This is a genomic window from Butyrivibrio sp. VCD2006 (assembly GCF_000423925.1).
In the GTDB taxonomy this organism is placed as follows: domain Bacteria; phylum Bacillota; class Clostridia; order Lachnospirales; family Lachnospiraceae; genus Butyrivibrio.
Genome location: NZ_AUIX01000003.1, coordinates 1 through 18576, shown reverse-complemented (window position 1 = coordinate 18576; position 18576 = coordinate 1). Strand labels below are relative to the sequence as shown.

Below are 18576 nucleotides of genomic sequence, written 5' to 3'. Positions count from 1 at the left end.
TTATTATGAACAGTGATCGCGTAATGGAAGGACTTCAACAGGCCCCTCACAGAAGCCTTTTTAATGCTCTTGGATTTACAGCCGAGGAGAGGAAAAAGCCTCTTATTGGTATTATTAGCTCACAGAGTGATATTGTTCCCGGACATATGGAACTTGATAGAATTGCTCAGGCAGTAAAGCTTGGTGTTGCTGAAGCCGGCGGTATGCCCGTTATTGTTCCTGCAATTGCAGTTTGCGATGGAATTGCTATGGGACATATTGGAATGAAGTATTCACTCGTAACGAGAGACCTTGTTGCTGACAGCACAGAGTGTCTTGCTATGGCACACGCTTTTGACGGTATGGTAATGATACCTAACTGTGATAAGAGTGTTCCCGGTATGCTTATGGCTGCCGCAAGAATTAATATTCCTACCATTTTCTGTTCCGGTGGTCCTATGATGGCAGGACGCGTTAATGGTAAAAAGCGCTCACTTAGTTCAATGTTCGAGGCAGTAGGAAGCGTATCTGCAGGAAAAATGACTGATGATGAGCTTATTGAATTTGAGGAGAAGGTTTGTCCTACCTGTGGATCATGCTCAGGTATGTACACAGCTAATTCAATGAACTGTCTGACAGAGGCAATCGGAATGGGTCTTAGAGGTAACGGAACTATTCCGGCTGTTTATTCAGCAAGAATCAGACTTGCCAAGAAAGCCGGCTACCAGATAATGGAGCTTATTAAGAATAACATTCGTCCCAGAGATATCATGACAGAGAAGGCATTTGAAAATGCCCTTGCTATGGACATGGCTCTTGGATGCTCAACTAATACAATGCTTCATATTCCGGCAATTGCCCATGAAGCAGGTATAGAGATAAATATGGAAATGGCAAACGAGATTTCAGATCGTACTCCTAACCTTTGCCACCTTGCACCTGCAGGTCCTACATACATGGAGGATCTCAATGAAGCTGGCGGTATCTATGCCGTTATGAACGAGCTTTCCAAGAAAAATCTTCTTCATACAGATCTTATAACATGCACAGGTAAGACTGTAGGAGAGAATATCGCAGGTGTTCATAACCTTGATCCTGAGGTTATAAGACCTATTGAGAATCCTTACATGCCTAATGGTGGTATTGCTGTTCTTAAGGGAAATCTTGCACCTGATACAGGTATTGTAAAGAGATCAGCAGTTGTGCCTGAGATGATGGTTCATGAAGGCCCTGCAAGAGTCTTTGATTGTGAAGAGGATGCTATCGCAGCTATTCTTGGCGGTAAGATCGTTTCAGGAGACGTTGTTGTTATCAGATATGAAGGTCCTAAGGGTGGCCCCGGTATGAGAGAGATGCTTAATCCTACATCTGCAATAGCCGGTATGGGACTTGGTTCTTCAGTTGCTCTTATTACAGACGGCCGTTTTTCAGGAGCGAGCCGTGGTGCTTCTATAGGCCATGTATCACCTGAGGCAGCTGTAGGTGGACCTATCGCACTTGTAAAAGAGGGAGATATCATCTCAATTGATATCAATAACAACAAGCTCGATATGAAGGTTTCTGATGAGGAGCTTGCTAAGAGAAAGGCAGAATGGAAGCCCAGACAGCCGAAGGTAACAACAGGATATCTTGCAAGATATGAAAAGATGGTTACAAGCGGAAATACGGGAGCAATACTTGAAATAAAATAATTAAAAAGGGTTAGAAGGAGTTTTTTATGCAGCTTACAGGAGCACAGATTGTTCTTGAGTGTCTTAAAGAGCAGGGAGTAGATACTGTCTTTGGATATCCGGGAGGAACAATCCTTAACGTATATGATGAACTTTACAAACAGCAGGATCAGATTAAGCACATTCTGACCTCACATGAACAGGGCGCTTCGCACGCAGCCGATGGCTATGCAAGAGCTACAGGCAAGGTTGGAGTATGTCTTGCAACAAGTGGTCCCGGTTCAACTAATCTTGTTACCGGAATTGCTACGGCCTATATGGATTCAGTACCGATGGTAGCAATTACCTGTAACGTAAATCTGCCTCTTTTAGGAAAAGACACTTTCCAGGAGGTCGATATTGCTGGTATTACTATGCCTATTACAAAGCATGGTTATATCGTAAAGGACGTTAAGACTCTTGCTGATACTATTAGAAAAGCATTTGATATTGCAAGAAGCGGAAGACCCGGCCCTGTAATCGTTGATATTACAAAGGATGTTACCGCTAATAAATGCGATTATAAGCCACAGAAGCCCATTCATAAGGAAAAGCCTGTAAAGTATACAGAGGATGATATAAAAACAGCTGTAAAGATGATTGAGCACGCTAAAAAGCCATTTATTTATGTTGGTGGCGGCGCAGTTATTTCAGGTGCTGATGAAGAACTTCTTACACTTGCAGAGAGAATACAGGCACCTGTTTGCGATACACTTATGGGAAAGGGTGCTTTTAACGGACATCACAGTCTTTACACCGGCATGATCGGTATGCATGGAACTAAGACTTCTAATTTCGGTGTCAGCGAGTGTGACCTTCTTATTACTCTTGGAGCAAGATTCTCAGACAGAGTTATCGGTAATGCAAAGACATTCGCTAAGAAGGCTAAAATCCTTCAGATTGATATTGATGCAGCTGAAATCAACAAGAATATCAGAACAGATTATTCTATAGTTGGTGATCTGAAAGAGGTTCTTTCAAAGATCAATGATAAGCTTACCCAGCAGAATCATTCAGAATGGATTGCTCATATAAAGGAATATGAGAAGAAGTTCCCTCTGAGCTATGATAAGAAGGGACTTACCTGCCCTTATGTTATCGAAACTCTTGATAAGCTGACAAATGGTGAGGCTATTGTTTCTACCGACGTAGGACAGCATCAGATGTGGACAGCTCAGTTTTACAGATTTAAGCGCCCTAGAATGTTCCTTACCTCCGGTGGCCTTGGAACTATGGGTTACGGACTTGGAGCTGCAATCGGTGCTAAGGTTGGTATGCCTGATAAAACTGTCGTTAATATTGCCGGAGATGGATGCTTTAGAATGAATATGAATGAACTTGCTACAGCCAGCAGGTATAATATTCATGTAATAGAAATTGTTATAAACAACCAGGTTCTGGGAATGGTAAGACAGTGGCAGAATCTTTATTATAATCAGCATTATTCAAATACAGTGCTTACTGATAAGGTTGATTATTGTAAGGTTGCTGAAGGTCTTGGATGTACGGCAATCAGAGTGAAGAAGAGAGATGAGGTTGAACCTGCGCTTAAGAAAGCGCTCGCTGCAAAAGGACCGGTTCTTATAGATATAGCCGTGGATCCTGATGAAAAGGTATTCCCTATGGTTTCACCCGGTGGATCCATAAGTGAAGCTTTTGATGAGAAAGATTTAGAGGGTAAGGACAGAGCTTAATATTTGTCCGAGGAATGGTATGAAAAAGAGGGGAATTCTATATCTTATATTGGCGTTTTCCGTCTGTATGCTTGTAGCAGTTTATCTGATGCTGGGCTTTTATTACAATGGCACTTTTGCCTATGGAACCTGGATCAATAACATTTACTGCACAGGTAAAACAGCGGAAGAAGCTAATAGAGACCTTGTTAAAAACTCATATTACAGCGGTTTGCTCATTACTGCTGCGGAAGGTCAAAAGTGTTTCATCGATGCCAATGATATCGATTTCAAAGTCGATTATTATGATGAATTAAAGGATATGCTTGAGTCACAGAACCCATTTGCATGGGGACTCAATCTTTTGACTTCGCGAAGTCGACAGATACAGGGAAATCCTACCTTTAATGAAGAAAAGCTCGGAAATCTTCTTGCGGAATGGAAAATATTCGATGAAGATAACAGTGACTGTTATGAGCTAAAGAGAAATGAAGAAGGATATTATCTTGAGGTTGATGATCGAACCATCCCAAATTTTAATAAATTCCTTGATTGTGCCAAAAATGCTATATCAAATAAAGAGTATGAGATTGATTTAAGCCAGGATATTCAGTTCTATGACATAAGGACACTTACAGAAAGTGATAAAGAGCTTAAAGCTGTATATGATAAGGTGGATGAAGTTCAGAATATACAGGCAGCTCTTGTTATTGGCGAAAAGAAATTCGCTGCTGCATCTGAGGATTTTGCTGAATGGATGGTCACTTTAGATGAGCTTGGTGAAGCACAAGATGAGGAATTATCTGAAGAAAATCCTGGAGAAGGATTATTTCTTGCCGGTAATAAGACTATACAATTTCCAAAAGATTATAAAATTGAAGAAAACTTTGTAACGGATAAGGATGGTAATATTCTCCTTAGCTGTTCCCAAATATATGATTTTGTAAACGGCTGTCTTGAAGAGCTTGATACGAATAATTGTATCGAAAAGTTTCAGAAAGATGGAGAGGCGACAATCTACGTAAGCGGAAGCAAAGATGGAAAGCTTGCTGATGAGAAGAAAGAGTTCGAGGATTTTATCAATTCAATCGAAGGAATCGGACCATCCGAGAATGAGATTGCATTACCAAATAAGTCGTTTACAGTAGATGGAAATGAACTTGGAGATGAGTACATTCTTGTAGACATGGGAAATCAAAAACTCAGATATTACAAGAATGGTAAGCTTACAATTCAGTACGATATTGTTACGGGCAACACATCTCTTGGTCGTGGTACACCTGTTGGCCTTTATCATGTTTACAATAAGAGATATCACACAATATTGAGAGGTGTTGATTATGCTTCTTATGTAAACTACTGGCTTGGCGTTAACAAGGGCATTGGCATACATGATGCAACCTGGAGGAAGGAATTCGGTGGCGAGATATATAAACACTCCGGTTCCCATGGATGTATCAATTCTCCTCTGGATCTGATGGAGCGCCTTTACGAACTTGTAGACGTTGGGGTACCGGTTCTTTTATATTATTAATTTTTTTATGCGGGAAAGCTATAGAATGATATTTAATGATATTCCGGTAATAATACCGGCTTATAAACCAAATGATAATCTGATAAATCTGGTAAGTGATCTAAGTGAAAATGGATTTAGTAAGATTATTATTGTTGATGATGGTAATGGACCGCAAATGGCAGGCTTTTTTGAGCATATTGAGCAAAAATTCAATGCCACCATACTCCATCACAGCGTCAATCTTGGTTATGGTAGAAGCTTAAAGACAGCTTTTAATCATGCGCTTCTGAATTGTGATGATTTAAAGGGATGCATTATAAGTGACTGTAATGGTATCTATAAGATTTCTGATATATGTAAATGTGCAAGACTACTTGCTGATAATCCGGAATCTTTGATATTAACCAACAGAGATAAATCTCAAAGTGAAATTAAACTTTCCAATAAGATCACGAATACTATTTTTACATATTCATACAGATTTCTTTTTGGTCTCACTGTCAATGATTCTCAATCAATATTAAAAGGAATACCCGCCAAATACATGAAGAAGCTTCTTAAGGTAATAGGAGAAGGTTATTCCTTTGATACAAATATAATTGTATATACAAAGAATTATCATATTGATGTCATTGAAACGGACCTTGAGACATCCTTTTCTAGTCGCAAAAAGACCGAAAAGTACAGAACCTTGCGTGAAAGCTTTTTCATATATGTGAATTTCGCTACATATATGCTGATATCAATATGGGCCACACTGGTTGATATAATTTTATTCACATTGCTGTGTACTGTTTTGGGACGATTTAGTTTACTTGGCAGACACCAAATTTATATATACATATCAACTATAATTGCCAGAATAATATCAGCAACAATGTCGTATAATTTTAATTATCGCTTTGTTTTTAAAAAGAAACATGGTAAAAAAGAGACATTTAAAAGGTTCGTTATTGTGGCCGGTTGTCAAATGCTTATAAGTGCGATTCTGGTTTCCACAATACATAGATATGTCGGCGGAGAAGAGGTGCTAATCAAGATACCTACTGACTTTGTACTATTTTTTGTTGCTTATCAGTTTAATAGGAGATTCGTTTTTAAAAGATAAAATTGATGTCTTAGAACATCAATTTTTTTTGTAAAATAATTAAATAACATCAATTATGGAATATATAGTTGACAAAAAATATTTTGTAGTTAGAATGGTATTAACAATTTGAAAATCGAAATTCAAAAACTGGAAAAATATTTTTGAGGTTTTTGAAAAAGTTCAGGAGGAAAAAGTGGTGTCTAGAGTTTACAATTTTAGTGCTGGTCCGGCAGTACTTCCGGAAGAGGTTTTAAAGCAGGCTGCAGCAGAAATGCTTGATTATAACGGCTGCGGAATGTCTATCAATGAGATGAGTCACAGATCAAAAACATTCGATCAGGTTATCCAGACAGCTGAGCAGGATATCAGAGATCTTATGAATATTCCTGATAATTATAAAGTTTTATTCCTTCAGGGAGGCGCAAGTCAGCAGTTTGCAGCAGTTCCCATGAACCTTATGCAGAATAAAAAGGCAGCTTATATTGTTACCGGTCAGTGGGCTAAGAAGGCTCTTGCTGAGGCTAAAAAGTACGGAGATGCTGTAGAAGTTGCATCAAGTGCAGATAAAACTTTCTCATATATTCCTGATTGTTCTGATCTTGATATCCCTGAGGATGCAGATTATGTATACATCTGTGAGAACAATACAATTTATGGAACAAAGTTTAAGAAGCTTCCCAATACTAAGGGACATATTCTTGTATCAGACGTTTCTTCATGCTTCTTATCCGAGCCCGTTAATGTAAATGATTATGGCGTAATCTACGGTGGTGTTCAGAAGAACGTAGGTCCTGCAGGCCTTGTAATCAGCATCATCAGAGAAGACCTTATAAGAGATGATGTTCCTGATTTCGTTCCTACCATGCTCAAGTGGAAGACTCAGGCTGACAACGGTTCTCTTTACAATACACCTAACTGCTGGGCTATCTACATGTGTGGTCTTGTATTTAAGTGGCTTAAGGAGCAGGGCGGCCTTGTAGAAATGAAGAAGAGAAATGAGGAGAAGGCTGCAATCCTTTACGATTTCCTTGATAACAGCAAGATGTTCAAGGGTACTGTAAGACCTGAGGACAGATCACTTATGAACGTTCCTTTTGTAACTGACAGTGATGAGCTCAATGCTAAGTTCATAGCTGAGGCGACAGCAAATGGTCTTGTAAGCCTTAAGGGACACAGATCAGTAGGCGGTATGCGCGCAAGCATTTACAACGCTATGCCTAAGGAAGGCGTTCAGAAGCTTGTTGATTTCATGGAGAGCTTTGAGAAAACTAACGGTTGATAAAAAAGATTACTGACATCCAAGCCTTCTCCTTGGGGAGAAGGTGTCAGCGAAGCTGACTGATGAGGGGAATATATAAGGAGAATAAAAATGTTTAAATACAAGTGCCTCAACCCTATCGCAAAGGTTGGTCTTAATAATTTCACAAAGGATTACGAAGCAGTTGAGAATATCGATGATGCTGATGGTGTTCTTGTAAGAAGTGCAAACATGAACGAGATGGAGTTTTCAGATAACCTTCTTGCAATTGCAAGAGCAGGTGCCGGTGTAAACAACATCCCCGTAGATAGATGTGCAGATGAAGGTATTGTTGTATTCAATACTCCCGGTGCTAATGCTAATGGTGTTAAGGAGATGGTTATCGCTGCTATGCTTATCGCATCCCGTGACATCATCGGTGGTGTTCAGTGGGTAAGTGCAAATGCAGGTGATCCTGAGATTGCAAAGCTCACAGAGAAGACAAAAAAGAAGTTTGCAGGTACTGAGATTGCAGGTAAGAAGCTTGGTATCATCGGTCTTGGAGCAATAGGTGTAAGAGTTGCTAATGCTGCAAGAAATCTTGGTATGGATGTATACGGATATGATCCTTACCTTTCAGTTGATGCTGCTTGGAGCCTCTCTTCTGATGTTAAGCATGTAACTAATGTTGATGATATCTTCTCAAAGTGTGACATTATCACAATCCATGTTCCTGCTCTTGACAGCACAAAGGGCATGGTTAATGCTGAAGCAATCGCTAAGATGAAGAAGGGTGTTATCCTTATCAACCTTGCAAGAGACATCCTTTGCAATGAGGCTGATGTTCTTTCAGGAATTAACTCCGGCAAGATCAGAAAGTATGTTACTGACTTCCCGAATACTGTAACAGCAGGTCACGACGGATGTATCGTAATTCCTCACCTTGGTGCATCAACAGAGGAGTCAGAGGACAACTGTGCTGTTAAGGCTGTTCTTCAGATGAAGGACTTCCTTGAGAATGGTAACATTGTTAACTCTGTAAATATGCCTCGCTGCGAGCAGGGAATCTGCACAGGACCTCGTCTTGCTATCATTCACAAGAATGTTTCAGGTATGATCGGCCAGTTTACTCAGGTTCTTGCAAATGCAGGTTACAATATTTCTAACATGACAAATAAATCAAGAGGTGACTATGCTTATACAATCATCGACGTTGAAACAGCAATTTCAGATGAGCTGGTTTCAAATGTAAGCAAGATCGATGGTGTAATCAGAGTCCGCGTAGTAAGAAAAGACGTATAAAGAGGTTAATATTTATGGCTGATGTGAGGGCTTTTGCTGCCTATCGTCCGGGTAGTGATGTCGCATCAAGGGTGGCTGCGCTTCCCTATGATGTATATAACAGAGAGGAGGCAAGGGTCGAGGTTTTACGTGAACCTTTATCATTCCTTGCAATAGACAGACCGGAGACGCAGTTTCCTGAGGATTATGACATGTACGCCGAGGAAGTTTATCAGAAGGCACATGATATGCTCTGGGAGAAAATTGAGAACGGCACCTTTATTCATGAAGATAAGCCTTGTTACTATCTTTATGAGCAGACAATGGATGGCAGAGTTCAGACCGGTATTGTAGCTTGCAGCTCTGTAGATGACTATGACAATAACATAATAAAAAAGCATGAGAACACCCTTGCCAAGAAGGAAGCTGACAGAATTCATCATGTCGATTCCTGTGATGCACAGACAGGACCGATTTTCCTTTGCTATAGAGAAAATGATGCAATAAGAAGTGTCATAAACAGAGTTAAGGCAGAAGAGAAGCCTGTATATGACTTTGTTACAAAGGAAGGCATTAAGAGCAGAGTTTTCGTTGTTAACAGAGACGATGAGATAAAAGCAATTGCTGATGCTTTCGGTACTATGGACAGCATTTATATTGCTGATGGTCATCACAGATGCGCTTCAGCTGTTAAGGTAGCAAAGAAGAGAAGAGCTGAGGATCCTTCTGCAACAGGTAATAAGGAGTATGATTTCTTCTTATCTGTACTTTTCCCTGATAGTGAGCTTATGATCATGGATTATAACCGTGTGATTAAGGATCTTGGTGGGATGAGCGAGGACGAATTCCTTCAAAAGATATCCGAGAAGTTCGATGTTGCTAAAGAAACCGAAGCAGTAAAGCCTTCGAAGAAATGCGAAATAGGTATGCTTCTTGGCAATAAATGGTACAGACTAAATGCCCATGATGATATTATCAGCAATGATGCGGTAGATGGTCTTGATGTAAGCATACTTCAGAATCAGGTACTTACTCCGCTGCTTAATATCAGTGATCCCAAGAATGATCCCAGAATAGACTTTGTCGGTGGAATCCGTGGACTTTCAGAGCTTGAAAAGAGATGTGGCAAAGATTGCGTCCTGGCTTTTTCGATGTATCCGACAGATATTCATGAATTATTTGCGGTTGCGGATGCGGGAAGGCTTATGCCTCCGAAATCCACCTGGTTTGAACCTAAACTTCTAAGTGGTTTATTCATTCACGCTATAGCTGAATAATTTATATTGGCATCAATAAAAAGGCTGTTATTTCAAGGATAACAGCCTTTTATCTATTGCAATATCAGTCTGTTGTGATAAAATTTTTTTATCTTTTGAGATATGGGGAATTAAGCTTATGAAGAGGGTAATGAAAAATATAATTGCTGGGGCAATAGTTCTTGCAGCTGCCGGAAGTGTTCTTGGCTTGAGTATGCTGCCAAATCCCGTTGAAGTAGAACAAGTAGTAAAAAAAGAAATAAGTCAGAATATTACAGAGTCAGGTTTGATCGAAGCAGATGAACCTGTAACTGTTTATGCGCCTATTTCAGGTAAATTGGCACAGGTGACATCCGGTGTAAATGATGTTATTAATACCGGAGATATTCTTGCAATGTATGATCTTGCTGATGCTGAGGAAAGATATAATAAAGCCGAATTAAATGCAGCATATTATGAAGACGGTTATATTGCTGCTTTAAAGGAAAATGAAGATTATATAGAAAAAGCAGAGAATGCCAAAAGTGAGTCGAACAGTCTTAATGTAAAATATGATGAGATTGTTGACAGAATGAATGAAATCAGTGCAGCCTATAATGCTAACAGAAGCACCCTTAATCAGAGCATTCAAAAGATTGAAGGCGAGATTAGCAATATCGAAAAAAATCTTTCTTCTGAGTCTTCAAAGCTTGCAAATGAAGCAACAAACTATGAGGAGTCTCAGAAAAAGCTTGAAAATTTAGGAACTGATATTGATTCCCTTAATGTAAAAATTGAAGAATCAAAGGAACTTATTGAATCCTATCAGGATGAGATGGCTAAATGCGGATCCGATTCTCCTGCATATTCAAGCTATAAGGTTTTGATGGAGAGTGAAAAGAAGAACCTTACATCACTGAAGAATGAAAGGGACGAGAAAAAGGGAGAAAAAGAAAATCTTGAACTTCAAATTGATCAGACGATAGCTAATAAAGAAACAACAGAAGGTTCTGTTGAAGGCCTTGAGACCGATCTTGCTGATAAAAAGAAGGTGCTTTCATCGACGTCGCTTCAAGCTACCATGAGTCAGCAATATGAAGAGTATATGAAGCTCTCTAAGGAGCTTGATGTAATTAACAATGAATGGGATGCCAGCCTTGAAGAGCAGAAGGCTGCTGAAGATAAAATACTTAGTGATACAAAGCTTAAGCAGTATGAAGATTCAGCTGCTCTTGCAAAAGCAGAACAGGAATCAGCACAAAAAGATCTTGAAATAGCAAGACAGGGTATAAAGGCTTCGATTAGCGGGACTATTATTGATAAATTGGTTGATAAAGGAGCTGTGACCGAGATGGGAACACCTCTGTTCGTCATTCAGCCAAGTAGTGGATATAAAGCTTCAATTCTATTATCAAGAGAAGAACTCGACAGAGTAAAGGCAGGACAGAAAGCAAAGGTAAAAATAGGAGATAAATCCTACAATGGACAGGTTTCTGATATAGGTCAGATTGCAAGCTCAGATTCGGAAGGCGAGCCTAGAGTCAGGGTTGTTGTCTCGCTTGATGATGAAAATGCAAATCCTACAATCGGAATTGGTGCACAGATTGAAATTATGTCCAATATTAAAAAGACAACACTGAGCATATCAGAGAAGGCTGTTCATTCAGATGATAAAAGTGAATATGTTTATGTCTTAAATGATGGGATGGCAGAAAAGAGAATAGTAACAACCGGTACAACCGATAACGGATATACAATAATTACAAACGGAATTACTGAAAATGACACAATAATAACAACAGAAATAAACAGTGATGACGAGGGCAAAAAACTTAGAGTTAAAAAATAAGTTTTGGGCTTAAAAAGTGTTGCAAATACATGTGGTGTTTTGCTTGACTTTGCCCCCATTAATGATAAGATAATTGTGCCTGAAAAGCATGGAAAAGAGGGTAGTATGCTGAATGAGCATACCACCCTTTTATTATCATTATATATTTATTCGGAGGATGGATAATTGGATCTGGATCGTCAGAGAAAGGCGCCGGTTTATGAGGCGCTTGAAAGATTTAGAAAACAAAGAGTTGTGCCCTTTGACGTGCCCGGACATAAGAGAGGACGCGGAAATGCAGAACTAGTGCGTTTTCTTGGGGAGCAATGTGTCGGAATAGATGTTAATTCCATGAAGCCGCTTGATAATTTGTGTCATCCGGTATCTGTTATTAAGGAAGCGGAGGAACTTACGGCTGATGCCTTTGGTGCCGAGCATGCGTTTTTAATGGTCAATGGTACTACCAGTGCCGTTCAGGCTATGGTTTTGTCATCGGTTAAGCACGGTGAGAAGATCATTATGCCAAGAAATGTCCATAAAAGTGCTATAAATGCTCTTATTCTTTGCGGAGCTGTTCCTGTATATATTGATCCTAAGGTTGATACAAAGCTTGGAATACCACTTGGCATGGAGCTTTCGGATGTTGAAGCCGCTATAAAAGAGAATCCTGATGCGAAGGCAATTTTAATAAATAATCCTTCGTATTATGGAATTTGTTCAAATCTGCAGGCAATAGTCGATCTTGCCCATGCGAATGGAATGAAGGCTTTGGTTGATGAGGCTCATGGTACGCATCTGTATTTCGGACCCAATTTGCCCCTTTGCGGCATGAAGGCCGGAGCGGATATGGCTGCAATCAGTATGCATAAATCAGGTGGAAGCCTTACACAAAGCTCCATCCTGCTTTGTGGTAAAAATGCTAATATAGGATATATCAGCAGAATTGTTAATCTGACTCAGACTACAAGTGCAAGCTATCTGCTTATAGCAAGCCTTGATATCTCCAGAAGGAATCTTGCTCTTCACGGAAAAGACAGCTTTGAGAAGGTCACAGGAATGGCCAAGTATGCCAGAGAAGAGATAAATGAGATTCCCGGTTACTATGCATACGGACATGAACTTATTAATGGCGGTAGCATTTACGATTTTGATGAGACGAAGCTTGTTGTCAATGTAAGAGGTGTAGGACTCACCGGAATAGAAGTATATGATCTTTTAAGAGATGAATATGATATTCAGATGGAGTTCGGGGACCTGTCAAATGTCATGGCATATATTTCAATAGGTGACAGACTTCAGGATATAGAGAGACTTGCAGGTGCTCTTGCAGATATCAGAAGACTTTATGCAAAGCCTGAGCAGAGCTTTTTCTCAGCAGAATATGTGACTCCTATAGTTAAAGCTACGCCGCAGGAAGCTTTTTATGCCGAGAAGGAATCACTTCCTATTATTGAAACAGTAGGAAGAATATCTGCTGAATCCGTAATGTGCTATCCTCCGGGAATACCGATTATTTCTCCAGGTGAAGTAGTTACCAAAGAGATACTTGATTATATCCAGACAGCCAAGGAAAAGGGCTGCTCCATGCAGGGCCCTGAAAGTGAGGATATATCAGAGCTTCAGGTACTTAAATAAATTATTATGGCGGATTAGCCATCTGAAAATAGGAGGTTTGATATGGCTGAAATGGATTATTGGTTCAGTGATATGCACACCAAGAATGTTAAGATAAGCATTCGTCTTTCTAAGCAGTTGTTTTCAGGGTCAAGTGAGTTTCAGAGGATTGATGTTTTTGATTCTCCTGAGTTTGGTAAATTTCTTGCTTCAGACGGTAATATTATATTTTCCGAGAAGGATGAGTTCACATATGATGAGATGATAGTTCATGTTCCCATGGCTGTTCATCCCAAGGTACAAAGAGTACTTGTCCTTGGCGGTGGCGATGGCGGTGTTGCCAGAGAGCTAAGCCACTATGATGAGATTAAGGTTATTGATGTAGTAGAGCCGGATAGCATGTTTGTGGAAGTCTGCAAACAGTATTTTCCGGACAATGCATGTGGTCTTGATGATGACAGAGTTCATATTTATTATCAGGACGGACTTAAATATCTCCGTAAATGTGATGATATGTATGACCTCATAATCAATGATGTTACTGAGCCTTTAGGACACGAGGCCGGACTTTTCACTAAGGAATTTTATGGCAGCTGCTACAAGGCCCTTCATGATGACGGAATCATGGTTTACCAGCATGGTAGTCCTTTCTACGATGAGGACGAAGAGAGCTGCAGAGCAATGCATCGTAAGGCTTATAGGGTTTTCCCTATAAACAGAGTTTACCAGGCACATATTCCTACATGTCCTGCCGGTTATTGGCTCTTTGGATTTGCAAGTAAGAAATATCACCCGCTTAAGGACTTTAATCCTGACAGATGGGATGAGAGAAATATAAAAACCTGGTATTATACAACACACCTTCACAAAGGAGCATTTATGCTTCCTAAGTATGTTGAGGATTTGTTGCAGGAAGAAGAAGCAATGTCGAGGTAACCCCTCATCCGCCCTTCGGGCACCTTCCCCCAGAGGGGGAAGGCAAGTAAATTAAAGTCTTCCTTCTCTGGGGGAAGGCAAGAAAATTAAAGTCTTCCTTCTCTGGGGGAAGGCAAGAAAATTAAAGTCTTCCTTCTCTTGGGGGAAGGCAAGTAAATTAAAGTCTTCCTTCTCTGGGGGAAGGCAAGTAAATTAAAGTCTTCCTTCTCTGGGGGAAGTCAAGTATATTAAAGCCTTCCCCCTTAGGGGGAAGGTGTCAGCGAAGCTGACGGATGAGGGTTAAAGGAGGATAAAAAATGAGCAGATTATTAGTAATTGGCTGCGGTGGCGTAGCACAGGTTGCAATTCAGAAGTGTGCACAGAACAATAAGGTTTTCACAGAGATGTGCATAGCATCGCGAACAGTAAGCAAGTGTGATGCACTTAAGGAAAAGCTTGAGAAGGCCGGAACTACCGTTAAAATCACTACTGATACTGTAAATGCTGATGATGTTGCAGACATCAAAAGAGTAATTGAGAATTATAAGCCGGATGCTGTTTTGAATGTGGCACTTCCTTATCAGGACCTCACTATCATGGATGCTTGTCTTGAGTGCAAGGTAGATTACATCGATACAGCTAACTATGAGCCTGAGGATACAGATGATCCCGAATGGAGAAAAATTTATGAGAAGCGCTGTAAGGAGAAGGGCTTTACTGCATACTTTGATTACAGTTGGCAGTGGGCTTATTTCGATAAATTCAAGGAAGCAGGACTTACCGCTCTTCTTGGAACAGGCTTTGATCCCGGAGTAACATCCGTATTTACAGCCTATGCTAAAAAGCACTATTTTGATGAAATTCATTACATAGATATCATGGATTGTAATGGTGGCGATCATGGTTATGCTTTTGCAACCAATTTTAATCCTGAAATCAATCTTCGTGAGGTTTCTGCAAACGGAAGCTATTGGGAGGATGGACACTGGGTTGAGACAAAGCCCATGGAAATCAAGAGAGAGTACGATTTTGCGCAGGTAGGTAAGAAGGATATGTACCTTCTTCATCACGAGGAAATCGAAGCTCTTGGCAGAAATTTCCCTGAGGTAAAGAGAATTCGTTTCTTTATGACCTTCGGCCAGAGCTATCTTGATCATATGAGATGTCTTGAAGATGTTGGAATGCTCTCAACAAGCCCTGTAATGTTTGAGGGAAGAGAGATTGTTCCCATTCAGTTCTTAAAGGCTCTGCTTCCGGATCCCGCAAGCCTTGGCCCCAGAACTGTAGGAAAAACCAATATTGGATGTATTTTCCGCGGAATCAAGGATGGTAAAGAGAGAACAATATACATTTATAATGTATGTGATCATCAGGAATGCTATAAAGAGCTTGGAAGTCAGGCAATAAGCTATACAACCGGTGTTCCTGCAATGATAGGAACAGCTCTTGTTGTAACAGGACAGTGGAAGAAGCCCGGAGTATTTACTACAGATGAGTTCGATCCCGATCCATATATGGAGATGCTTAATGAGTATGGACTTCCTTGGGTTGTGGAAGAGAATCCTACTCTGATCGACTGAATATGACATAGAAAAACAGAGAGTGGTAAAATTACCAACTCTCTGTTTTTATATAAATATAATTAAGGATTTAATTATGTTCTGGAAAGAATTATTCTTTGAAAACCTTTGCCAGGGCTCTGACAACATCACTTGCCATGAAAGGCTTAACTACAAAATCCTTTGCTCCCCTTTTTAGGGCAAGCACGATCATCGGTTCTTGTTTCTGATCAGAGCACATGATGACATTAGCTTTCGGATCAAATTCAATTACTTCTGTAAGCGCATCTATACCGTTCATAACCGGCATATTAATGTCAAGTATGAGAAGATCAGGCTTTTTCTCCTTGAACTGATCTACAGCCTGTTTTCCTGTTGTAGCCTCACCTACAATTTCATATTTTTCTTTGTCCAAAGCTGACTTTAGCATTTCTCTCATAAATGTAGTATCATCTGCTATAAGGATTCGTTTACGCATAATAACCCCCGCATAGGAATTCTTTATTGTTTTAGTATTAAAAACTATTTCACATAAATATTATGACAATAAATTTGGGCAATATCCAATAAAAAAGACTTACAATTCTATAAATAAAAAATAAAATCAATTATGAAGAAAGAACTGGAATATGGAAGAACAATTCTCGAGAACTGAGCTTTTGATAGGAGAAGCTGCAGTAGAAAAACTTAAGAAATCACGAGTTGCCATTTTTGGTGTTGGCGGCGTTGGAGGATATGTATGTGAAGCTTTAGTTAGAAGCGGAATAGGTACATTTGATATTGTTGACAGCGACACAGTTGCAACAAGTAATCTTAACAGGCAGATAATAGCTCTTCACAGCACAATTGATAAATATAAAGTGGATGTTATGAGGGATAGAATGCTTGATATAAATCCGGAGGTGTCAGTTAATGTTCACCGATGCTTTTATCTTCCCGAGAATGCGGATGACTTCGATTTTAGCCAGTATGACTACATTGTTGACGCTGTTGATACAGTAACCGCCAAAATTGAAATCATAATGAGAGCGAAGGAAATAGGCATTCCTGTAATTAGTGCCATGGGTGCAGGTAATAAGCTTGATCCTTCAAAGTTCAGCGTAGCTGATATTTATGATACTAAGGTCTGCCCTTTGTGCAGAGTAATGCGAAGAGAACTGAAAAAAAGAAATATCGATGAACTGAAAGTGGTTTACTCTGAGGAGGAACCAATAAAAAATGACAATATGGTAAATACTTCAGGTGATTCTTCACGAAGATCAACACCCGGAAGTACAGCATTTACACCTGCTGCCTGCGGTCTTGTTATTGCCAGCGAAGTTGTACGTGATTTGATCGCTGAATAATTTAATCTTTTAGTTAATGAGGAATACATAAAATGAACAACTTAAAAACACCTGTTTACGTGATAGATGAAAAGAAACTGCGGGAGAACTGTGAAATTTTAAAAAGTGTACAGGACAGATCAGGAGCACGCATTTTACTTGCTCAGAAAGCTTTTTCAGCATACAGCACATATCCACTAATTGCTGAGTATCTTTTGGGTACTACTGCATCAGGATTGTACGAGGCAAAACTTGCATATGAAGAGTTCCATAGAAAAAATGAAGCTTCAAATAAGCCGGAAGTACACGTTTTTGAGCCTGCTTTTCATGATGAAGAGATGATAGAGCTGTGTGAAATTGCAGATCATATAGTTTTTAATTCACTTAATCAGCTTGAGCATCATAGACATACATGGGAGAAGGCTGTATCAAAAGGTCAGCTATCTGTAGGTCTTAGGGTAAATCCTGAATTCTCTACGCAGGATGGTCATGAGATCTACGATCCCTGTGCTCCAGGATCAAGACTTGGTATTAGATTATGTGACATGCCGGATAGGCTTCCCGAAGGCGTTGAGGGAATTCATTTTCATACTCTCTGTGAACAGGGCTTTGAACCATTAAAGGAAACCTTTGAATTCTTTGAGAAAAAGTTCGAAAGATTCCTTCCGGATAAGAATGATCATGAAAATAAATCAGCTTTAAAATGGATAAATCTTGGCGGTGGGCATCATATTACTAAGCCTGACTATGACAGGGAAGGTCTAATAAAGCTTATAAAATATATCAAAGATACATACGCTGTTGAGGTTTATCTGGAACCTGGAGAAGCAATCGCACTGGATGCCGGATATCTCATAACAACGGTAATGGATATAGTGAAAACCGACAGATTACCGGTGCTTATTCTCGACACTTCTGCAGCCTGTCATATGCCGGATGTTCTGGAGATGCCCTACAGACCGCCACTTAAGGATAGCGGCGAGCTAAATGAAAAAGCATATAACTACAGATTATCATCCAGAACCTGCCTTGCAGGAGATGTGATAGGTGATTACAGCTTTGCTAAGGAAATTAAAATAGGAGACAGACTCACATTTGAGGATATGGCTATCTACAGTATGGTAAAGAATAATACCTTCAACGGTATGCCGCTTCCAGATATAGCAATTCGCCGCGTGGATGGAAAATGTGAAGTAGTCAAAACCTTTGGCTACAATGATTTTAAAATGAGATTATAAATCTATATGAAGTATTAATATATTTAAAATACCGCAAAAGTAAGTATGCGAAAATTTTTTTCAAAATTACCTACTTTTGGCGGTATTTTTTTTCCTGATTATCAAATATGATACATCTGATACCTGTCTTTCGGAGTTGAAGCAAAATTATAGTGCTAAACCACATGTTAAAATCTGTGGTTTAGTACTTTTTTTATTTCTTCGTTATTAAGAAAATATGATGTCAATGGAAGACTTGTTTCTGACGCCAGAGCATTAATAAACTCAGAATTCCTTGTAAGGTTTATATATTTCCTTTCGGATATTTGAGCTACTCTGAAATCTCTGATGAAATCAAAGATTTCTTCAGTCCCATACTTGTCACCAAGATCATATAT

The 18576-nt window shown here is 39.6% G+C and carries 14 protein-coding genes and 1 pseudogene; 13 read left to right on the top strand and 2 right to left on the bottom strand.

The genetic code is table 11. The annotated features are described in order from the left end of the window. Positions 1-5: 5 nt before the first annotated feature. The 11 genes from ilvD to G586_RS0102820 all read left to right on the top strand — a co-directional run bounded on the left by ilvD (position 6) and on the right by G586_RS0102820 (position 15657). Positions 6-1670: a dihydroxy-acid dehydratase gene (gene ilvD / locus G586_RS0102875; protein WP_026526489.1), complete on the top strand. Its 1665-nt coding sequence runs from the start codon at positions 6-8 to the stop codon at positions 1668-1670. A 26-nt stretch (positions 1671-1696) separates the two neighbouring features. Further along, entirely contained in the window at positions 1697-3382 is a 1686-nt protein-coding gene (gene ilvB / locus G586_RS0102870; RefSeq protein WP_026526488.1) for a biosynthetic-type acetolactate synthase large subunit, read from the top strand. A 19-nt stretch (positions 3383-3401) separates the two neighbouring features. Then, on the top strand, positions 3402-4895 hold the full coding sequence (locus G586_RS24560) for a L,D-transpeptidase (protein ID WP_081674153.1): 1494 nt from the start codon (positions 3402-3404) through the stop codon (positions 4893-4895). Between the two features lie 25 nt (positions 4896-4920). After that, the gene (locus tag G586_RS0102860; RefSeq protein WP_026526486.1) at positions 4921-5985 is read left to right on the top strand and encodes a bifunctional glycosyltransferase family 2/GtrA family protein; all 1065 of its coding nucleotides are present in this window, start codon (positions 4921-4923) and stop codon (positions 5983-5985) included. Positions 5986-6163: 178 nt separating this feature from the next. Continuing rightward, a complete protein-coding gene (gene serC, locus G586_RS0102855; protein WP_026526485.1) occupies positions 6164-7246 on the top strand; it encodes a 3-phosphoserine/phosphohydroxythreonine transaminase in 1083 nt (360 codons plus the stop codon). 90 nt (positions 7247-7336) lie between these two features. Continuing rightward, positions 7337-8506 (top strand): phosphoglycerate dehydrogenase, encoded by a 1170-nt coding sequence (locus G586_RS0102850; protein WP_026526484.1) that lies wholly within the window; start codon positions 7337-7339, stop codon positions 8504-8506. Between the two features lie 14 nt (positions 8507-8520). Next, positions 8521-9762, top strand: a complete 1242-nt coding sequence (locus G586_RS0102845) for a DUF1015 domain-containing protein (protein ID WP_026526483.1) — start codon at positions 8521-8523, stop codon at positions 9760-9762. Positions 9763-9892: 130 nt separating this feature from the next. Then, positions 9893-11569, top strand: a complete 1677-nt coding sequence (locus G586_RS0102840; RefSeq protein WP_196811538.1) for an HlyD family efflux transporter periplasmic adaptor subunit — start codon at positions 9893-9895, stop codon at positions 11567-11569. Between the two features lie 165 nt (positions 11570-11734). Beyond that, positions 11735-13183 carry an aminotransferase class I/II-fold pyridoxal phosphate-dependent enzyme gene (locus G586_RS0102830; protein WP_026526481.1) on the top strand — a complete coding sequence of 483 codons (1449 nt, stop codon included), beginning with the start codon at positions 11735-11737 and terminating at the stop codon, positions 13181-13183. 51 nt (positions 13184-13234) lie between these two features. Beyond that, on the top strand, positions 13235-14098 hold the full coding sequence (gene speE, locus G586_RS0102825; RefSeq protein ID WP_026526480.1) for a polyamine aminopropyltransferase: 864 nt from the start codon (positions 13235-13237) through the stop codon (positions 14096-14098). Positions 14099-14394: 296 nt separating this feature from the next. Then, positions 14395-15657: a saccharopine dehydrogenase family protein gene (locus G586_RS0102820; RefSeq protein WP_026526479.1), complete on the top strand. Its 1263-nt coding sequence runs from the start codon at positions 14395-14397 to the stop codon at positions 15655-15657. Positions 15658-15748: 91 nt separating this feature from the next. On the opposite strand, the gene G586_RS0102815 is transcribed toward G586_RS0102820, so the two are convergent. After that, positions 15749-16114, bottom strand: a complete 366-nt coding sequence (locus G586_RS0102815) for a response regulator (RefSeq protein ID WP_026526478.1) — start codon at positions 16112-16114, stop codon at positions 15749-15751. 151 nt (positions 16115-16265) lie between these two features. Here G586_RS0102815 and G586_RS0102810 point away from each other — a divergent pair, with 151 nt between their 5' ends. After that, the gene (locus tag G586_RS0102810) at positions 16266-16982 is read left to right on the top strand and encodes a tRNA threonylcarbamoyladenosine dehydratase (RefSeq protein ID WP_026526477.1); all 717 of its coding nucleotides are present in this window, start codon (positions 16266-16268) and stop codon (positions 16980-16982) included. A 32-nt stretch (positions 16983-17014) separates the two neighbouring features. After that, entirely contained in the window at positions 17015-18199 is a 1185-nt protein-coding gene (gene nspC, locus G586_RS0102805; RefSeq protein WP_035772328.1) for a carboxynorspermidine decarboxylase, read from the top strand. 167 nt (positions 18200-18366) lie between these two features. On the opposite strand, the pseudogene G586_RS26775 reads toward nspC, so the two are convergent. Continuing rightward, positions 18367-18576, bottom strand: a pseudogene (locus G586_RS26775) (IS1634 family transposase); the annotation flags it as partial.

Excerpts from the sequence above, each read along its gene's own strand:
- ilvD (WP_026526489.1), top strand. The coding sequence starts at position 6 with ATGAACAGTGATCGCGTAATGGAAGGACTTCAACAGGCCCCTCACAGA.
- ilvB (WP_026526488.1), top strand. The coding sequence starts at position 1,697 with ATGCAGCTTACAGGAGCACAGATTGTTCTTGAGTGTCTTAAAGAGCAG.
- G586_RS24560 (WP_081674153.1), top strand. The coding sequence starts at position 3,402 with ATGAAAAAGAGGGGAATTCTATATCTTATATTGGCGTTTTCCGTCTGT.
- G586_RS0102860 (WP_026526486.1), top strand. The coding sequence starts at position 4,921 with ATGATATTTAATGATATTCCGGTAATAATACCGGCTTATAAACCAAAT.
- G586_RS0102850 (WP_026526484.1), top strand. The coding sequence starts at position 7,337 with ATGTTTAAATACAAGTGCCTCAACCCTATCGCAAAGGTTGGTCTTAAT.
- G586_RS0102845 (WP_026526483.1), top strand. The coding sequence starts at position 8,521 with ATGGCTGATGTGAGGGCTTTTGCTGCCTATCGTCCGGGTAGTGATGTC.
- G586_RS0102840 (WP_196811538.1), top strand. The coding sequence starts at position 9,893 with ATGAAAAATATAATTGCTGGGGCAATAGTTCTTGCAGCTGCCGGAAGT.
- speE (WP_026526480.1), top strand. The coding sequence starts at position 13,235 with ATGGATTATTGGTTCAGTGATATGCACACCAAGAATGTTAAGATAAGC.
- G586_RS0102820 (WP_026526479.1), top strand. The coding sequence starts at position 14,395 with ATGAGCAGATTATTAGTAATTGGCTGCGGTGGCGTAGCACAGGTTGCA.
- G586_RS0102815 (WP_026526478.1), bottom strand. The coding sequence starts at position 16,114 with ATGCGTAAACGAATCCTTATAGCAGATGATACTACATTTATGAGAGAA.
- G586_RS0102810 (WP_026526477.1), top strand. The coding sequence starts at position 16,266 with ATGGAAGAACAATTCTCGAGAACTGAGCTTTTGATAGGAGAAGCTGCA.
- nspC (WP_035772328.1), top strand. The coding sequence starts at position 17,015 with ATGAACAACTTAAAAACACCTGTTTACGTGATAGATGAAAAGAAACTG.